Raw genomic sequence first — 17680 nt, 5'->3', positions numbered from 1 at the left:
ACGACATCAGGGCCCCGCAATCAACATGCTTGTCTAGCCAAGCAGGCTAGCAGTGCAAGCACGTCATGCGAAGGCCCACGGCCGACAGAAGCGCATAACCCGAGGCAGCCAAACCGCCGCCTAACGGACCTCACCTGTCAGCAGGTCGAACCAGACCCTCCAGCCTTCCTGCACCGGCCACCGGTGCGTCTCGGAGATCTCCGGTTCCGGGTCCTTCTGGACGGTACGACGGATGTACACCATCCCGCCGGACTGACACAGTTCGTAGAACCTGGCCTGACAGTCGCATGTCCAGGCCAGGACTCGCACCCGCTCGGCTGGCGTCGGCTCCCACCACTGCAGTTGGCGGACCGATCCCCGGCGGATCGGAACGTGCGCGCCGTGCAGGCGGTCCGGCTCGTCGAGAACGTTCACGAGGAACCACCTGCCAGCCACGGCGGAGGAGGGTACTGCTGGCGCAGCTGCCCATACCGATGAGCCACCCGGCGCGCGGCGGTCACGACATCGGAGGCCGGGGCGAAGGCGTAGACCGGCCGCCCGCTGGTCGAGGTACGGCCCGAGCGCCAGCGGAACCAGCGGCCGTCGGTCCACACCACCAAGTCGACCCAGACCGACACCAGCGCCAGCCCGAACCCCTCGTGAACGTCGGCGGCCACGCCGTACTGCTCCAGCTCCCGGCGCAGTCGCTCGGCACACTCAGCAGCGGTGAGGGCCTGGGGACGACGACCCGCCACGAGCCGATCCGCGCTCACGACGCCACCGCCCTACGGCCTGAGCCCGAGCACTCGAAACACGTGACCGTGGACAGCTTCAGGATCACGCCGTCAAGCCGGTACTCGGCATCCGCCGACGCCCGTCGAACGAGCCGCCAGCCCTTCCCCCGGCAGGCACAGCACCTCTCCGTCTCCGTAACCATGGGGCAAGGGTCGTAATTGCTGGCCGCTCAACCCATCCCGCGCCGATATTCCAGTCGGGCATGCCGATATCCCTTGACGGGTTACCCCCAGTCCGGAAGCTTGGAAATACAAGCAGTCAATCGATGCAAGGGGAAGGACTTATGCCCGCAGAAGCGGCGGAACCGGTCACGATACCGCCCGATCTCTGGGAGCGCCCCGAAATGCTTGACGCTCTACAAAAACGGAATATCGGACAGGTTTTCCGACTTATCAGACAATACGCGGGTGTGAGTCAGACTCGCATCGGCATTGCGGTGAATCTCAGCCAGGGCAAGGTCAGCGAGATCATGCGCGGATCCGCCCAGGTCACCGCACTCGACGTGTTCGAGCGGATAGCCGACGGGCTGCGCATGCCGGACTCGGCTCGGCTCGCTCTCGGACTCGCCCCCCGCTCACCCGGCCGAGGCCAGATCATCGAGGCCGTTTTATCCCGTCGCGCTATCTCTTCTCGGGATGGGGCCCCAGCGGGACAACTCCTTAGCGTCGAAGGCGTGCTGTTCGGCTCGCGTCCAAGTGACGACCTGTGGGATGTCGATCTTCTGACGCTGGCGTGGGTAGTGGGAAGGCTGGATTCTCAGATGGACCGACGAACGATGCTGCTCCTCGCGGCTGGAATGACCGTCGACACCGCGGCCTCCATGGCGGACCCCTGGAAACGCCTTTCCCGTGCGCTGAGAGGACCGCAGATGCTCGACGAGGAGACGATTGAACGGCTCGAAGCGCGGACCATCGGATTCCATCGCCTGGAATCCGTCCTGCCCGCCCGAGCCATCTATCAAGGGCTGACGACTCACATCAATGAGCTGAGCACCTTGCTCCAAAGTGGTCCGCCCGAGCGCTATCGGCGCCGCCTCGCGGCAACCGCCGGCGAAGCCGCAACCCTTGCCTCCTGGATCGCCTGGGACCTCAAACAGCCCACGCAGTCGGCCGCATTCGAGCGCGTCGCCGCCTTGGCGGCGAAGGAGAGCGGACACCACATCATCCAGGCATGCACCTACGCCTACCGGTCGTACGCGGTCACGGGCCCCGAAGCCGTCGAGCACATCCGGCGAGCACAACAGTTCCTTCCAGCCGAGGGAGACGACGCGACCCGGGCATGGCTGCTGGCCCGCGAAGCCGAAGAACTGGCCGCACTCGGCGATGGCCAAGCCGTAGAGCTGTTGCAGCGAGCCGAGGAGGCCCACAATCAAGCCCGGCCTCACCGAGAGCGGGCATGGACTCGTTTTCTCGATTCTGGACGAATGGCCGCTTTCCAGCTCTCGACCTACGTACGGCTCGGCGATGAGCAGCGCGTGACAGAGGCCAGCCAAGCCGCCCTCGCGGCTCTCGGTCCGGACCAGGATCGAAAGCGCGTATCCGTCGTGTACGCCGACATCGCACAGGCACAGCTCCAGCTTGGCGACATCACCGAAGGAGTCGCCTACGCCCGCCGCGCCCTCGAAGCCGCCCAGCGCACCGAATCGAGCTGGGGCATGCGGCACCTCGCGAAGATAGAGAAGGCCCTCGCAGCCCGGCCCGACCAGGCCGCTCGCGAGCTACTCGGCGACCTCCGTGCTACTCGCCGCGCCCTGGGTCAGTCTCCCGCCTGATCCACTCCAGGTAATCCGGCGTCCCCCGCACGATCGGCACCGCCACGATCTGCGGCACCTGATACGAGTGCAACTCACGCACGCAGGCGGCGAGATCATCGAAGCGATCGGCAGTCGTCTTCATCAGCAGCAACCACTCCTCCGCCTGCTGCACCTCGCCCTCCCACCAGTATGTGGACGAAACCTGCGCAACCACTTGGGCAGATGCCGCCAGGCGTCGGGCCACAACCGCCGTTACGATCTGGTCGGCCTCCTGCCGCTTGCTCGTGGTGACGCGAACTTCGATCTCGTTGCCCATCAGCCCTCCGGAAAAATCTATTCAGGATGATCGCTCTATCGACATATAACGTCGACCGCCTACGCCTGGTGATCACCCTGGTAGTGATTGAGGGGCGCTCTCCGCACCGCCTGACTAAAGGACTCACTCAGGCTCACCGTCTCTTTCCGGCTTTGCCAGTAGAGTCCAAATGGCGAAGTAAGCCGAGGCATTTTGGGCCTTCGAGGCATTCCACGCGTTCAAGCTAGGCGGCAGGACCGCTGTCTTCGTCCTCCTTGCCGACGACAGGATCAACCCCGCTCAGTCCTCTGAGCACGAACCGAATCTCTGCCGAATTACTCTTGTAGGGATCAAGGCGGCGGCGCGGGGCGCCGCCGCTACGCGGCACCTCGCCCGCCCGCCGTCCGCGCGTGCGGCCTGGGGGCCGGTCGCGGACGGCGGCGGCTCGGGCCGCGCTCAAGGTGGCACTGCACGCTCCTGATCACCTCCACGAGCTCCGGCAAGAAGGATGCGCCTCCGGCGGGGGCCTCGGCTCCGGGATGATCGCCCGCGCACTGGCCAAGACCGTAACTGGCTGAGGTGGAAACCTGATCATCCCGTCTGCCCCGACCCAGGCAAGCCCAGCAGACCGGCTCCTACGGCTCAAGCCCGTCTGTGGCCGTTGGCATCAAATGACCGAGGAACGGCGACCAGCTGACGTACACGCGAAGACGGGCTTGAGCCTCCGTCGCCGGCCCGCTGCCGCTCCGCGGTGGGTCGAGGCAGACGGGATGATCAGGGAGGCGCGGCATGCGCGTCCGCGCCCAGAGACGAGCTTGATCGCGTGCCACATCCGTGCCACACGCGTGCCACATCTCACGGGGAACAGGGGGGGAGTCAGGGGGACTCACGGATCATGAAACGAAGAGGCCTCTGACCCGCATTTCTGCTGGTCAGAGGCCTCTTCCCCTGCTGGTGGCAGGTCCAGGATTTGAACCTGGGTAGGCTGAGCCGACGGTTTTACAGACCGCTCCCTTTGGCCACTCGGGCAACCTGCCGTGTCATCGCTTACGCGTTGACGGTTAGAAGGATAGCGGACTTCTCGGGTGTGTGTGACATCGGATCCGGCCTCCGCCGCGAACCCACCTGGCCGTCCCCCGTGGGCGCCCCGACGCCATGACCCACCGGCCGCCGACGTCCCGCTCCGGCCCGTACCACCCCGCCCGTCCCGGCCGCCGTACGGCCGCAGTGGGCGATCTCCGCGTTGAGCAGGTCGTTCGGCGCCCGTCCCTGACCTCCGTGAGCCGCGCCGGTCCGCCGATCGCCCGCCGGCCGGCCGCCACCATGGCCACATTCCGCCCGCCGGCCGGCGCCGCCAGGGCCATGATCTGGTGGTGGCGAGCGCCCGCACGTGTGATCACGCGCAGTGCCGTTAGTCTCTGAGGCGACTAGGGAGAGGACACGGAGCGGATGGCTGAGCACAGCTTCGACATCGTCAGCAAGATCGACAGGCAGGAGGTCGACAACGCCCTGAACCAGGCGGCCAAGGAGATCGCCCACCGTTTCGACTTCCGGGGCACCGGGGCGAGCGTCTCCTGGTCGGGCAAGAAGGAGATCGAGATCAAGGCGAACAGCGAGGAGCGGGTGAAGGCCGCCCTCGAGGTGCTCAAGGAGAAGCTCATCAAGCGCGGCCAGTCGCTGAAGATCCTGGACGCGGGCGAGCCGAAGCTCTCCGGCAAGGAGTACCGGCTCATGGTCGGCCTGAAGGAGGGCATCGACCAGGAGCACGCGAAGAAGATCTCCAAGATCATCCGGGACGAGGGCCCCAAGGGTGTGAAGGCGCAGATCCAGGGCGACGAGCTGCGGGTCAGCTCGAAGAAGAAGGACGACCTTCAGGCGGTCATCGCCCTGCTGAAGGGCAAGGACCTCGACATCGCCCTCCAGTTCACCAACTACCGCTGATCGAGGCCCTGACGGCCGGTCAGGGCTCGGGGCTCTCGCACGCGGCGTCGCCCGGCCTTCGGCCGAGACCGTGATCGGCGCCCATCGCCGAGCGCCGGGCCGGGCCCGCGTCCCCCCTCCCCCGGTACGCCTGACATACCGGCCACACCACACCCCGGCCGCCACGGCCCGCGACCGCCCGACCCAATGGCACGGAGCATCCGGCCGCCATGGCCTGCCGCGCGGGCCTGCGCCGCACCCGCCGCGCGCCCTTCCCGGCCGGAACGCCCCTAGAACATCGCATGTCCCGCCGTACGGCCCCGCCCTGCCGCCGTACCACCCGGCCGCGTACCACAGGATCGCGACCGGCCCCACAGCCGCACTAGACGCGCGCCGGCGGCGGCATCGTCCAGCCTCGACAGCACAAGCGACAAACCACCCCATACCCAACAACTCACTAAAACAGTTGCCCGAAGCAACGATCTCTGTATACTTGCTTACGGCAACTAATGGGAGGCGTGGCATCCGGCCGTCACGAGCCCGACGACCGGATCCTCGGCTCGGCCGGGGCTGATCAGGGAGCGCACGCGCGACCTTGGGGCTGACCGAGCCGCATGGGCCCGCCGATCCCGCGGGATCGGCGTCACGGACCTGACGGCCGCACGTGGGCACCGCTCCCCGAGGTCGGAACGCCGGTGCCCGGCGGCCGGGTGACGGAGCGCGACGCGCCCGGCCCGCTGCGGCCGACGCCCCGGCCGCACGGCATGTCACGGATGCGGAACCGGCGCGGACGCCGGTGCTCGGGCGTCCGCCATGACCCGGGCCGGCAGGGGACGGCCCGGCCGGGATTCACACCAAGCGCACACGGTGGGGCGGCTGCGCCCGCTCACCGGACGGCTGCCACGCCCTCCGATGACCGATGGTCGAGACGCGGTGAAAGGGCATTGATGACGGACGCGGCACGTGTCAGCACTGGGGGGACGGCAGGCGACACGGACATCCCGATGTCGCACCGGCAGGTCTTGGAGGCCCTGTCCGGGCTGCTGGTGGCGATGTTCGTGGCGATCCTGTCGGGGACGATCGTGGCGAACGCGCTGCCGACCATCGCCGCGGAGCTCCACGCGGACGAGACGGTCTACACGTGGATCATCACCACGACCCTGCTCGCCGTGACGGTCTCGACCCCGCTCTGGGGCAAGCTCGCCGACCTCTTCAACAAGAAGCTTCTCATCCAGCTCTCGCTGGTCATCTTCATCTGCGGCTCGATGTTCGCCGCGCTCACCCAGAACGTCGGAATGCTGATCACCGCGCGGGCGGTTCAGGGCATCGGCGTCGGCGGCCTCACCGCCCTCTCCCAGGTGATCATGGCGGCGATGATCCCGCCGCGGGAGCGCGGCCGGTACTCGGGCTACCTCGGCGCCGTGTTCGCGGTGGGAACGGTGGGCGGCCCGCTCATCGGCGGCGTCATCGTGGACACCCCGTGGCTCGGCTGGCGGTGGTGCTTCTGCGTCGGCGTGCCGTTCTCGCTCATCGCGATGCTCGTCCTGCAGCGGACCCTGCGCCTCCCGACCACCAAGCGCGCCGTGAAGGTCGACTGGCTCGGCGCGCTGCTCATCACCGCGGCGGTCTCCCTGCTGCTGATCTGGGTCTCCTTCGCCGGCCACGACTACGACTGGCTGTCCTGGCAGACCGCCGCGATGGTCGGCGGGTCGCTCGTTCTCGGCGCCCTGTTCGTGCTCGCCGAGCGCACGGCGAAGGAGCCGATCCTCCCCCTGCGGCTGTTCGCGGTCCGCACGATCAGCCTCTCCTCCTTCGCGAGCCTCTTCATCGGCGCCGCGATGTTCGGCTCGTCGACCTTCCTCGTCCAGTACTTCCAGCTCGCCCGCGGTGAGACGCCGACCGTCGCCGGCCTGCTCACCCTGCCGATGATCATCGGGCTCGCGCTCTCCTCGACGATCTCCGGGCGCATCATCACGCGCACCGGCCGGTGGAAGGGCTTCCTGGTCGCCGGCGCGATCACGCTCGCCGCCGGGATGGGGCTGATGGGCACGATGCGGTACGACACGGCGTACTGGGTCCTGGCCCTGTTCATGTTCTGCACCGGCGTCGGCGTGGGCATGACCCAGCAGAACCTCGTGCTCGCCGTGCAGAACCAGGTCCGGCTGGCGGACCTCGGCGCGGCCAGCTCGCTCGTCGCCTTCCTCCGGTCGATGGGCGGTGCCGTGGGGGTCTCCGTGCTCGGCGCCGTGCTCTCCCACCGGGTGGGCGGCTACCTGCGGGAGGGCCTGGCCGCGCTCGGCGTCAAGGCCGGGGCCACCGCCATGGACGGTTCGATCCCCGACCTCTCGGCGCTGCCCGCGCCGATCCGCACGGTGGTGCAGAGCGCGTTCGGCCACGCCATCGCCGACCTGTTCCTGTTCTCCGCGCCCGCGGTGCTGGTCGCGCTCCTCGCGATCTTCTTGATCAAGGAGGTGCCGCTGCGGACCACCATCGCCCACACGGCGGAGCGGGAGCCCGCGCCCTCGACGAACGGCTTCCGCCCGGGGAACGGCGCCCAGGCCACCGCCCAGCCCGCCTCGGCGGACGGCATCGGGCCGGCGGACGGCGCGCGGCCCGCGGACGGTTCCCGTCCCGCGAACGGCACCCGGCCCGGCTCGGCGGACGGCACCGGGCCCGGGCACCACGGCGAGGTCACCCAGGGGGAGCGCCGTGGCCGGTGACGCGCTCCCCGGCCCGGCCGTGGTCCCTCCGGCGGGGTCGCCCAGGGGGAGCGCCGTGGCCGATGACGCGCTCCCCCGTCCGGCGGTGGCCCTGCCGGCGGGCCGCCGATGTGCCAGACTTCCCCAGACCGGAGGCGGAAGATCAGGCCGCGGTACGGCCTTAGGCCGGGCGCGCCGTCGCCCGCCGGGCGGGCGCGGAAGGAGGTGAGGAGATGCCGGAGCACGACACCGGCGACTACGCGGCGTTCTGCGCGGTCGAGCACCAGCTCGGCATCCTCTTCCGCCGGGCGCAGGCGCTCTCCGCGCGGATGAGAAGCAAGGTCCACCCTGAGCTGGAGCCCGGCGCCTATGGGCTGCTCTCCTCCATCGATCGGAACGCCCCGATCCGGCCGAGCGATCTCGCCGCGTGCCTCGGCGTGGGCAAGGCGACGATCAGCCGCCAGGTGAAGGTCCTGGAGGAGCTGGGGCTGGTCGGCCGGGAGCCCGACCCCCTCGACCGCCGGGCGCACCGCCTGGTCCTCACCCCTCAGGGGCGGCAGCTGCTGGACCGGGTGAGGACCGCCCGCCAGCAGCAGCTCTACTCGCTGCTCTCCTCCTGGCCGACGGAGGACGTGTGGCTGCTGGCGCGGATGCTCGAGCGGTTCAACGCGCTCACCGAACGGGCGCTGCTCGCCGAGCCGGCCCCCGGCCAGGAGCACGCGGAGCCGGACCAGGCGCGGATCTCTCCCGGTTAGCCGCGGAAAATCGATCCCCACCCCGGTCTGCATCTCCTCCGGCGGACCACCAGGGGCGAGCGGAGCCCCGGCCGGCGACGGTTCCCGGGGCGATCCACGGGGCGTACTTCGCGCCCGGAGCCCGGCGCGGACCGCGGCCGGACCGGGCACGGACCCCGCGGCCGACCGGCCTGACCCGGCGCGATCTCTCCCGGCCGGCCGGCAGGCGCGAGCGGCCCCGGACCTCGCCCGACCGGCCCGGCGACCTCGATGACCGGTGTCGGCTTGTTACCACATTCGCCCCATGTGGGAGCCAACCTGTCATCTCCTGCACGTACACTCGCTCACCAACCGGTACGGCATAGCACTGAGGAGGCCGACAGTGGCTCCCTGGTCCACCTATCGACGAGTGGCGGGTATCGGCGCGACCGCGCTCATCACCGCGCTCATGGTCGCGGCGTGCGGCGGCGGTGGGGACACCACCGCTTCCTCGCCGTCGGAAGCGGCGAGCGCTGCGGGCGGGGTGAAGCTGGTCAACCCCGGCAAGCTCACGACCTGCACGAACATCCCGTACGAGCCGTTCCAGTTCCAGCAGGGCGACAAGATCGTCGGCTTCGACGTGGACATCGTCGACCTGGTCGCGAACAAGCTCGGCGTGCAGCAGGAGATCGTCGACATCGACTTCGCGGCGATCAAGAGCGGTGCGGCGCTCAACGCCGGTAAGTGCGACGTGGCCGCGGCCGGCATGACGATCACCGAGGAGCGCAAGCAGAACCTCGACTTCTCCGTCCCCTACTTCGACGCCTCCCAGGCGCTGATGGCGAAGAAGGGCAGCGGGGTCACCTCGCTCGACGACGTCAAGGCCAAGGGCCTCAAGCTCGGCGCGCAGGCGTCGACCACCGGCCTCGACTACGTCAAGAGCCAGGGCTTCGAGCCGATCGAGTTCGCGGACTCGCAGAAGCAGCTCAACGGCCTGCAGGCCGGTCGCGTCGATGTGATCGTGCAGGACCTCCCGGTGGTGCTGACCTGGCTGAAGAAGCCGGAGATCAGCGCGGAGTACGAGATGGTGGGCAGCCTCGACACCGGTGAGCAGTACGGCATCGGCCTGAAGAAGGGCAACACCGAGCTCCTCAACGTCGTCAACGAGGTCATCAACCAGGCGAAGGCCGACGGCACGTACGCCACCATCTACAAGAAGTGGTTCGGCACCGAGCCCCCGTCGAACTCGTGAGCTCCGTGACCGAGCAGCAGCAGGCCCTCCGCCCGCGCGGAGGGCTCAGCCCACGTAAGAAGCAGCGGATCAGCCGGGGCATCCAGTACGCGGTCCTCGTCATCGTCGTGGTCGTCCTGGCCGCGATCGCCGACTGGCCCGCCATCTCCCAGTCGTTCCTCAACATGGACGTGGCCCGCGAAGGGCTGCCCGAGCTGTTCACGGTGGCGCTGAAGAACACGGTGATCTACACGATCACCGGGTACGCCTTCGGCTTCGTCCTGGGACTGGTGCTGGCGCTGATGCGGCTGTCGTCCGTCGGGCCGTACCGGTGGATCGCAGCCACCTACATCGAGATCTTCCGCGGGCTGCCCGCGCTGGTCATCTTCCTGATGATCATCAATCTGCCGCTCGCGTTCCCCGGGTTCCGGCTTCCGGGCGACGTGTACGGCCAGGCCGCGCTCGGCCTGGGACTGGTCTCGGCGGCCTACATGGCGGAGACGTTCCGCGCCGGTCTCCAGGCGGTGCCCAAGGGGCAGATGGAGGCGGCGCGCTCGCTCGGCATGCCGTACATGCGGGCGATGGTGTCGATCATCATCCCGCAGGCGGTCCGGATCGTGATCCCGCCGCTCACCAACGAGCTGGTCCTGCTGTTCAAGGACTCCTCGCTGGTGCTGTTCCTCGGGGTCACCGCCAGCCAGGCGGAGCTGGCCAAGTTCGGCAACGATGAGGCGGCCACGTTCGCCAACCCCACGCCGATCTTCGTGGCCGGCGTCACCTATCTGCTGATCACGGTTCCGCTCGGCTACCTCGCACGCCGGCTGGAGGCACGTCAGGGGGGCGGCAGATGAGCACCGTCGAGATCCGGAACGTGCACAAGTCCTTCGGCGACCTGGAGGTCCTCCGGGGCATCGACTTCTCGGTCGAGAGCGGCCAGGTGGTCTGCATCATCGGCCCGTCGGGCTCCGGGAAGTCGACGCTCCTGCGCTGCGTCAACCTGCTCGAGCAGCCGACCAGCGGTCAGGTGTTCGTCGACGGGATCGAGCTCACCGACCCCGACGTGGACATCGACGCGGCACGGCGGCGGATCGGCATGGTCTTCCAGCAGTTCAACCTGTTCCCGCACCTGACGGTGATGCGCAACATCACCATCGCCCAGGAGCGGGTGCTGAAGCGGAGCCGTGCCGAGGCCGAGCGGATCGCCACGGAGAACCTGAAGAAGGTCGGCCTGCTGGAGAAGGCCAAGGCCTACCCGGCGCAGCTCTCCGGCGGTCAGCAGCAGCGGGTGGCGATCGCCCGCGCCCTGGCCATGAACCCGTCCCTGATGCTCTTCGACGAGCCCACCTCGGCGCTCGACCCGGAGCTCGTCGGCGAGGTGCTGAGCGTGATGCGGCAGCTCGCCCAGGACGGGATGACCATGCTCGTGGTCACCCATGAGATGAGCTTCGCCCGGGAGGTCGCCGACCGGGTGGTCTTCATGGACCACGGCGTGATCGTCGAGGACGGGCCTCCGGAGCAGGTGATCGGCAATCCCAAGCACGAGCGGACCCGCGAGTTCCTCCGCCGGGTCCTGAACCCGGTCGGCTGAGCCGCCGGGTGCGACGGCCTGCCCCGGGCGGCCGGCACGGCCGCCCGGGCCGCGGCCTGTGCGCGGGGCCGCAAGGCTCGAGTGCGGGCCGCCGGGCTCGGGTGCGGGATGGCCGTCACGCCCACCGCGAGCGGCCGACCGGCCTGGCCGGAGCCCGATACGCCCGCCGGAGGCCACGCGATGACCCGGGCGCGGTACGGCGGGCGTCGCGGCCCGCCGGCCGGGCGCACCGGGTGGGACTCCGGGAGCGTCACCCGCCCGGTCACGGCGCACGGGCCGGCGGCGATCACGCGCGGTGACCCGAGCCGGGGCGGTCACGCGAGGCCACCCGAACCGGCGGCGGTCAGCGCCGGTAGCCCGCCATCCGCTCCAGGCGGGCGATCCGCTCCGCGGTTGGGGGGTGGGTGGAGAACAGCCGGCCCAGACCGTCCCCGCGGAACGGGTTGGCGATCATCATGTGGCTGGCCGACGCGAGCCTGCCGTTCTCGGGGAGCGGGATCCGCCGCACCCCCAGCTCGATCTTCCGCAGCGCGGAGGCGAGGGCGAGCGGGTCGCCGGTGAGCCTGGCGCCCAGGTCGTCGGCGGCGAACTCCCGGGAGCGGGAGATCGCGAGCTGGATCATGGTCGCGGCCACCGGGCCCAGGATCATCACCAGGAGCGTGCCGAAGAACCCGGGGGTCTCGTCGTCGTCCGAGCCGAAGAACACGCCAAGCTGCGCCACGTACGTGATCATGGTGGCGAGGGCGCCGGCGACCGACGAGAGCAGGATGTCCCGGTTGTAGACGTGGGCGAGCTCGTGCCCGATCACCGCCCGTAGCTCGCGCTCGTCGAGCAGCGCGAGCAGCCCGTAGGTGACGCAGACCGCGGCGTTCCGCGGGTTCCGCCCGGTCGCGAACGCGTTCGGCTGCATGGTGGGCGAGAGGTACAGCCGCGGCATGGGCCGCCGGGCCTCGGTCGAGAGCGACCGGACGATCCGGTAAAGGACGGGCTGCTCCACCTCGGACACCGGGCGGGCGCGCATCGCGGAGAGCGCGATGCGGTCGGAGAAGAAGTACGCGAAGCCGTTCACCGCGAGCGCGGCGACGAAAGCGATCCGCACACCGGCGCCGCCCCCGATCCAGCCACCCACTGCGAGGAGCAGGGCGGACAGAGCGCCGAGCAGAACCGCTGTGCGCAGACCGTTGTGGTGCACACCTTCTCCTCGACGGTAGGAGAGTTTCCACTCGGGTAACGTGAATGGCCTGCGAAAACGTTCCCTAGATCACCCGGCCAGGGCGAGCACCGCCTGCGGGACCACGGAGAACGCGAGCGTGACCGCGACCGTGAGGCCCACCGCCACCAGCGCGGGGACCGGCCCGGTACGGCCCGGCTCGGGAGCGGCCGGGGCGAAGAGCCGCGCGGTCCAGGCGAGGTAGTAGGCGAGCCCGATGACGGTGTTGACCGCCACCACCACGGCGAGCCAGCCGAGCCCGCCGTCGAGCACCGCGCGGAAGACCACGATCTTGGCGAAGAGCCCGGCGAGCCCGGGCGGGAGGCCGGCGAGGCTGATCAGCGAGAACGCGAGGCCGAGCCCGAGCACGGGGCTCCGGCGGACCAGGCCGCGGTAGCCGTCGAGCTCCGCCCCGTCCTCCCGCCGGGCGACGGTCATGACCACGGCGAACGCGATGAGGTTCATCGCCGCGTAGAAGATCAGGTACGCGATGGACGCGCCGGCGGCCGGGCCGATCACCGGCGATCCGGCGGAGGCGGGCTCGCCCGGCGCGGTGGCGCCGCCCGGCCCGGGGACGGCGGCGAGCGGGGCGAGGATGTACCCCGACTGGGCGACCGAGGACCAGGCGAGCAGCCGGATCGCGTCGCGCTGCCGAAGCGCGAGCACGTTCCCCACGGTCATGGTGAGGGCGGCGACGACCGCGATCACCGGCGCCCAGGTCGCCGCCCGGCCGCCCAGCGCGGTGGTGAGGAGGAGGATGAGCCCGGCGAAGCCCGCCGCCTTGGAGACGACCGACAGCAGCGCGGCCACCGGGATCGGCGCACCCCGGTAGACGTCCCCGGCCCACGAGTGGAACGGCACGGCCGCGGCCTTGAACGCGAAACCGGCCAGCATCAGCATGATCGCGACCGTGGTGACCGGGGAGCCCGGCCCGGCCTGGGCGAGGGCGATCCGGTCGAGGAAGACCGACCCGGTCACGCCGTACAACAGGGAGGCGCCGAACAGGGTGACCGCGGTGGCGACCACGGAGAAGAGGAACAGCTTGAGCGCCGCCTCGGTCGCCCGGCCGTCGTACCGGCGCAGGGCGGTGAGGGCGAAGACCGGGAGCGAGACCACCTCGAGGGCGACCACCAGCGTGATCAGGTCACGGGAGGCGGGGAGCAGCACCGCGCCGGTGAGCGTGGCGAGCAGCAGGAAGTACCACTCGCCCACGGGGACGCGCCCGGTGGCGAGCTCCGCCATGGAGAGCAGCACCACCACGACGCCGGCGGCGAGCACCACGGCGGCGAAGACCAGCGTGAACCGGTCGGCCACGAACGAGCACGGCGGCGGCGCGCCGTCCGCGGCGAGCGAGGCGGGCACGCAGAACGTCCGCCGCTCCACCCCTTGGGCGCCCTGCACCGCGGTGGCGGCGAGCGCGGCGAGCACCCCGCCGAGGGCGACGAGCCCGACGGCCCGCCCGCTCCCCGGGCGGTCGGGGAGGAAGGCGTCGAGCAGCAGCACCAGGCCGGCGGCGCAGGCGAGGATGAGCGGGACCGCGATCGCCGCGAAGTCGATGGACTGGATCACCCCGCCGGGCCCGGAGGCGAAAGGCGGCACCGCGAGCGTGAGGATCACGGCACCACCCCCGTGAGGGCCGCCAGCACCGCCGGCGTGGTGACGGAGAGCAGGATCGCGGGCACCAGCCCGAGGAGCACGATGAGCACCACGAGCGGGGTCCAGGCGGCGAGCTCGTGCCCGGTGACGTCGGCCGGCCGGCCCCGCCGGAAAGCCCGGCCGCCGGCTGGCCCGGCCGCCGCGCCGGGCGGCTCACCCGGCGGCGCGGCGCCGGCCCGCTCCTCGACCGCGGCGAGCTGCGGGCCGACCGGGACGGTCTCGATCGCCCGGCCGTGGGTGACGAACGAGAGCATGCGGAGGAAGTAGGCGGCGGTGAGCACCGCGCCCACCCCACCGGCCACCATGAACACCAGGAACAGCGGCCGGGGGAGCGCGTCGGCCGGCCGGAACGCCCCGAGCAGCGCGAGCATCTCCCCCCAGAACCCGGCGAGCCCGGGCAGGCCGAGCGACGCGATGCCGGCGAACGTGAGCAGCGACCCCAGGTACGGCAGGCGGCCGAGCAGGCCGCCGCCGATCCGGGCGATGTCCGAGGTCCCGTACCGCTCCTTCACCGCGCCGGCGAGGAAGAACAGCAGCCCGGTGATGAGGCCGTGCGCGATGTTGCCGAAGAGCGCGGCGTTCATCCCGACCGGGGTGAGCGTGGCCAGCCCGAGCAGCACGAAGCCCATGTGCCCCACCGAGGAGAAGGCGATCAGGCGCTTGAGGTCGCGCTGGGCGAGGCAGGCGAGCGCGCCGTAGACGATGCCGATCGCCGCGAACGCGCCGAGCCACGGTGCCCACGCGGCCGCGCCCTCGGGCAGGGCGGGGATGGCGATCCGCGCGAAGCCGTACGAGCCCATCTTGAGCAGCACACCGGCGAGCAGCACCGAGCCGACGGTCGGCGCCTCGGTGTGGGCGTCGGGCAGCCAGGTGTGCAGCGGCCACATCGGCGTCTTCACCGCGAGGCCGAGGCCGATCGCGAGGAACGCGACGACCTGCGCCGCGCGCGGGATCCCCGCCCCGCGGCGCTCGGCGAGGGCGGTCATGTCGAGGGTGCCGGCCTGGAGCGCGACGACGAGCAGGCCGATGAGCAGCAGCGCCGAGCCGAGCAGCGTGTAGAGGATGAACTTGACCGCGGCCGCCCGGCGGCCGTCACCGCCCCAGATGGCGATCACGAAGTACATCGGCACCAGCACGACCTCGAAGAACACGAAGAAGAGCAGCAGGTCGAGGGCGAGGAAGGTGCCCATCATCCCGACCTCGAGGACGAGCAGCGCGAACGCCAGCGCCCGCGGCCGCCCGGCCTCCGGCCGGTGCCGCGCCAGATGGACGAAGCACAGGAAGGTCAGCAGGGCGGTGAGCACGACCAGCGGGAGCGAGATCCCGTCCACCCCGAGGTGGAACCGCACGCCCAGGGCGGGGACCCACGGCAGGTCGACCTCGAACTGCACCCGGCCGGCGTCCCGGTGGTCGAAGGCCGCGGCCACGGCCACCGCGCCGGCGAGCACCAGCCCGGAGACCCCGGTGCCCCAGCCGATGCCGGTCCGCCCGCGGAACGCCGGGGTGGCGAGCGCGGCCGCTCCGGCGAGCGGCAGGGCGGGCAGGAGGATGAGCAGCCAGTTCACCCGGACATCACCGCCGCCACGGCGATCAGGAGCGCTCCGGCGAGCAGCCCGGTGAGGTAGAGCTGGGCGTTGCCGGTCTGGGCGAGCCGTACCAGCCGGGAGACGGCGGTGACCGTCCCGCCGGCGCCGCGCACCGCCCGGTCGATCACCCGCACGTCGGCCCGCCCGACCCCGCCGGCGAGCCGGAGGACCGGCCGGGTGACCAGCGCGGCGTATACCGCGTCCACGTGGAACCCGCGCTCACACACCCCCCGGAGCGGGCCGAGCAGCCGCGCCGGGTCCTGTTCCGGGTCGCGCCGCCACGCCCACCAGACGGCCCCGATGCCGAGCAGGGCGGCCGCCTGGCCGAGGGCCGCCGTCTCCCCGTGGACCGCGCCGCCGAACGCCGGCAGGGCGAACCCGAACAGCAGGGACGGCACGGCGAGCGCGACGAGCGGCCAGAGCATGGACCCGGGCGCCTCCCCGCCGCTCTCCGGCGGATGGCCCGCGCCCGGTTCGGCGCGGGCGGGCCCGAAGAACGCGCGCAGCCAGGCGCGGGTGGCGTAGGCGCCCGTCACCCCGGCGGTGAGCAGGGCCGACGCGAAGAGCACCGGCCGGAGCGCGCCCCGTCCGTCCGCGATCGCGGTGAGCACCGCGTCCTTGCTGAAGAACCCGCTCGCCGGGGGGAGCCCGGCGAGCGCGGCGAACCCGATCGTCATGGTCACGAAGGTGATGGGCAGCGCGGTGCGCAGCCCGCCCATCCGGCCGAGCAGGTTCGACCCGGCGTGGTGGATCACCACCCCGGCGCAGAGGAAGAGCAGCGCCTTGAACCCGCCGTGGGTGAGCAGGTGGAAGATCGCCGCCTGGTCCGACCCGGCGGCGAGCGCGGCGGCCATCACGGCGAGCTGGCTGATCGTGGAGTAGGCGAGCACCCGCTTCAGGTCGTCCTGGGCGAGGGCGGCGAGCGCGGCGCCGAGCATGCCGAGCGCGGCGATCACCGCGAGCGCGTCGAGGGTGGGCCCGGCGCCGAGGAAGAGCGGGTACAGCCGGGCGATGACGAAGATGCCGGCCGCGACCATGGTGGCGGCGTGGATGAGCGCGCTGATCGGGGTCGGGCCGGCCATGGCGTCGGGCAGCCAGGTCTGCAGCGGCACCTGGGCGCTCTTGCCGGCGACCCCGGCGAGCAGGAGCAGCGTCCCGAGGATCAGCGTGCCCTCCGGGATGCCGGCGCGGAGCACGTCGTCGATCCGGAAGCTCCCGGCCGCCGTGCCGAGCGTGAAGATCCCGAAGAGGAAGCCGACGTCGCCGAGCCGGGTGACCAGGAACGCCTTGATCGCGGCGCGGGAGTTGGCGCGGTCCTCCCACCAGTGGCCGATCAGCAGGTAGGAGCAGAGCCCCATGACCTCCCAGCCCACGTAGAGCAGGATGAGGTCGCCCGCGTAGACCACCAGCAGCATCGCGCTGGTGAACAGGCTGATGAACGCGGTGTACGACGGGTAGCGGGGATCGTCCCGCATGTACCCCACCGAGTAGACCTGCACGGCGAGCGCGATCACCACCACGAGCCCGCCGGTGAGCACGGAGAGCCCGTCGGCCTGGAGCGACAGCGTGATCGGGAGCGATCCCGTGTCGATCACCGGGTACGCGCCCGCGACCCGGCCGGGGAGGAGCGCCGCCCAGAAGCCCTCGGACGTACGGGTGCCGCGGGAGAGCGCCCCGGCGAGCCAGAGGGTGAGCACGGCCGAGCCGGTGAGGGGCGCGATCGCGAACCACGCCGCCCGCCGCCGGGCGGCCGGGTCGGGGCGCCCGGCACGGCCCCGCGGCCACCGCGAGCCGAGCAGGCCGGCGACGGCGGCGGCGAACGGCAGGCCCGGGATGAGGGCGAGCACGGCGGTCACGTCCGGGCCTCCGCGTCATCGTCGGCCCGCTCCCGCTCGGAGAGCGCGCGCAGCCGGTCCACGTCGATCGTCTTCCGGGTGCGGAAGACCGCGAGCACGATCGCCAGCCCCAGGCCGACCTCGGCCGCGGCGATCACGATGACGAAGAGCGCGAGGGCCTGCCCGGAGTGCAGCCGGTCCCCCGCCCAGATGTCGAACGCGACCAGGTTGAGGTTGACCGCGTTGAGCATGAGCTCGATCGACAACATGACGAGGATCGCGTTGCGCCGGGCGAGCACGCCGTACACCCCGATCGAGAACAGCAGTGCGGAGAGGACGACGGGGTAGACGACGTGCATCGCTCAGCCCTCCGCCTCCCGTGGGGGTGGCCACCCGCCCGGTCGGGGCGGTAAGGGACAC

Annotated in this window: 15 protein-coding genes and 1 tRNA gene; 7 read left to right on the top strand and 9 right to left on the bottom strand. The window is 71.1% G+C overall.

Annotated elements, in window-relative coordinates; all coding sequences use genetic code 11:
- Window positions 1–120 precede the first annotated feature (120 nt).
- Both TBIS_RS01695 and TBIS_RS01690 read right to left on the bottom strand, forming a co-directional pair.
- Window positions 121–414, bottom strand: coding sequence for a hypothetical protein (locus TBIS_RS01695; RefSeq protein WP_013130600.1), 294 nt, complete (start codon window positions 412–414; stop codon window positions 121–123).
- The gene (locus TBIS_RS01690) at window positions 411–752 is read right to left on the bottom strand and encodes a hypothetical protein (RefSeq protein ID WP_148231431.1); all 342 of its coding nucleotides are present in this window, start codon (window positions 750–752) and stop codon (window positions 411–413) included. The genes TBIS_RS01695 and TBIS_RS01690 overlap by 4 nt, the downstream gene beginning before the upstream one ends.
- A gap of 224 nt (window positions 753–976) precedes the next feature.
- Between TBIS_RS01690 and TBIS_RS01685 the strand changes: the two genes are divergently transcribed.
- On the top strand, window positions 977–2545 hold the full coding sequence (locus tag TBIS_RS01685) for an NsdA family TPR-like regulatory protein (protein WP_341849544.1): 1569 nt from the start codon (window positions 977–979) through the stop codon (window positions 2543–2545).
- Here the strand turns inward: TBIS_RS01685 and cutA are convergent.
- Both cutA and TBIS_RS01675 read right to left on the bottom strand, forming a co-directional pair.
- Window positions 2511–2843 (bottom strand): divalent-cation tolerance protein CutA, encoded by a 333-nt coding sequence (cutA, locus tag TBIS_RS01680; protein WP_013130597.1) that lies wholly within the window; start codon window positions 2841–2843, stop codon window positions 2511–2513. The two genes, TBIS_RS01685 and cutA, sit on opposite strands and share 35 nt — an antisense overlap.
- 931 nt (window positions 2844–3774) lie before the next feature.
- A tRNA-Tyr gene (locus tag TBIS_RS01675) sits at window positions 3775–3859 on the bottom strand.
- Window positions 3860–4271: 412 nt separating this feature from the next.
- Between TBIS_RS01675 and TBIS_RS01670 the strand changes: the two genes are divergently transcribed.
- The 6 genes from TBIS_RS01670 (at window position 4272) to TBIS_RS01645 (ending at window position 10973) form a co-directional block, all read left to right on the top strand.
- Window positions 4272–4763, top strand: coding sequence for a YajQ family cyclic di-GMP-binding protein (locus TBIS_RS01670; RefSeq protein WP_013130596.1), 492 nt, complete (start codon window positions 4272–4274; stop codon window positions 4761–4763).
- A 983-nt stretch (window positions 4764–5746) separates the two neighbouring features.
- Entirely contained in the window at window positions 5747–7462 is a 1716-nt protein-coding gene (locus TBIS_RS01665) for an MDR family MFS transporter (RefSeq protein WP_013130595.1), read from the top strand.
- A gap of 212 nt (window positions 7463–7674) precedes the next feature.
- Window positions 7675–8196, top strand: coding sequence for a MarR family winged helix-turn-helix transcriptional regulator (locus tag TBIS_RS01660; protein ID WP_013130594.1), 522 nt, complete (start codon window positions 7675–7677; stop codon window positions 8194–8196).
- A gap of 361 nt (window positions 8197–8557) precedes the next feature.
- Window positions 8558–9406, top strand: coding sequence for an ABC transporter substrate-binding protein (locus tag TBIS_RS01655; protein ID WP_013130593.1), 849 nt, complete (start codon window positions 8558–8560; stop codon window positions 9404–9406).
- Entirely contained in the window at window positions 9403–10236 is an 834-nt protein-coding gene (locus tag TBIS_RS01650) for an amino acid ABC transporter permease (RefSeq protein ID WP_013130592.1), read from the top strand. Before TBIS_RS01655 ends, TBIS_RS01650 begins: the two co-directional genes overlap by 4 nt.
- On the top strand, window positions 10233–10973 hold the full coding sequence (locus TBIS_RS01645; RefSeq protein WP_013130591.1) for an amino acid ABC transporter ATP-binding protein: 741 nt from the start codon (window positions 10233–10235) through the stop codon (window positions 10971–10973). Before TBIS_RS01650 ends, TBIS_RS01645 begins: the two co-directional genes overlap by 4 nt.
- 343 nt (window positions 10974–11316) lie before the next feature.
- Here TBIS_RS01645 and htpX read toward each other — a convergent pair whose 3' ends face one another.
- From htpX to nuoK, 5 genes are all read right to left on the bottom strand, one after another.
- Window positions 11317–12165: a zinc metalloprotease HtpX gene (htpX, locus tag TBIS_RS01640; RefSeq protein ID WP_013130590.1), complete on the bottom strand. Its 849-nt coding sequence runs from the start codon at window positions 12163–12165 to the stop codon at window positions 11317–11319.
- 69 nt (window positions 12166–12234) lie between these two features.
- Window positions 12235–13800, bottom strand: a complete 1566-nt coding sequence (locus TBIS_RS01635) for an NADH-quinone oxidoreductase subunit N (RefSeq protein ID WP_013130589.1) — start codon at window positions 13798–13800, stop codon at window positions 12235–12237.
- Window positions 13797–15404, bottom strand: a complete 1608-nt coding sequence (locus TBIS_RS01630) for a complex I subunit 4 family protein (protein ID WP_013130588.1) — start codon at window positions 15402–15404, stop codon at window positions 13797–13799. Before TBIS_RS01630 ends, TBIS_RS01635 begins: the two co-directional genes overlap by 4 nt.
- Entirely contained in the window at window positions 15401–17281 is a 1881-nt protein-coding gene (locus TBIS_RS01625) for an NADH-quinone oxidoreductase subunit 5 family protein (protein ID WP_013130587.1), read from the bottom strand. The genes TBIS_RS01630 and TBIS_RS01625 overlap by 4 nt, the downstream gene beginning before the upstream one ends.
- Window positions 17278–17619: an NADH-quinone oxidoreductase subunit NuoK gene (gene nuoK / locus TBIS_RS01620; RefSeq protein ID WP_013130586.1), complete on the bottom strand. Its 342-nt coding sequence runs from the start codon at window positions 17617–17619 to the stop codon at window positions 17278–17280. Before nuoK ends, TBIS_RS01625 begins: the two co-directional genes overlap by 4 nt.
- Window positions 17620–17680 lie beyond the last annotated feature (61 nt).

The sequence above is a fragment of the Thermobispora bispora DSM 43833 genome (assembly GCF_000092645.1).
GTDB classification, from domain to species: Bacteria; Actinomycetota; Actinomycetes; order Streptosporangiales; family Streptosporangiaceae; genus Thermobispora; species Thermobispora bispora.
Note: the sequence above shows the minus strand (reverse complement) of the source record. Positions and strands in the feature narration are given on the sequence as shown.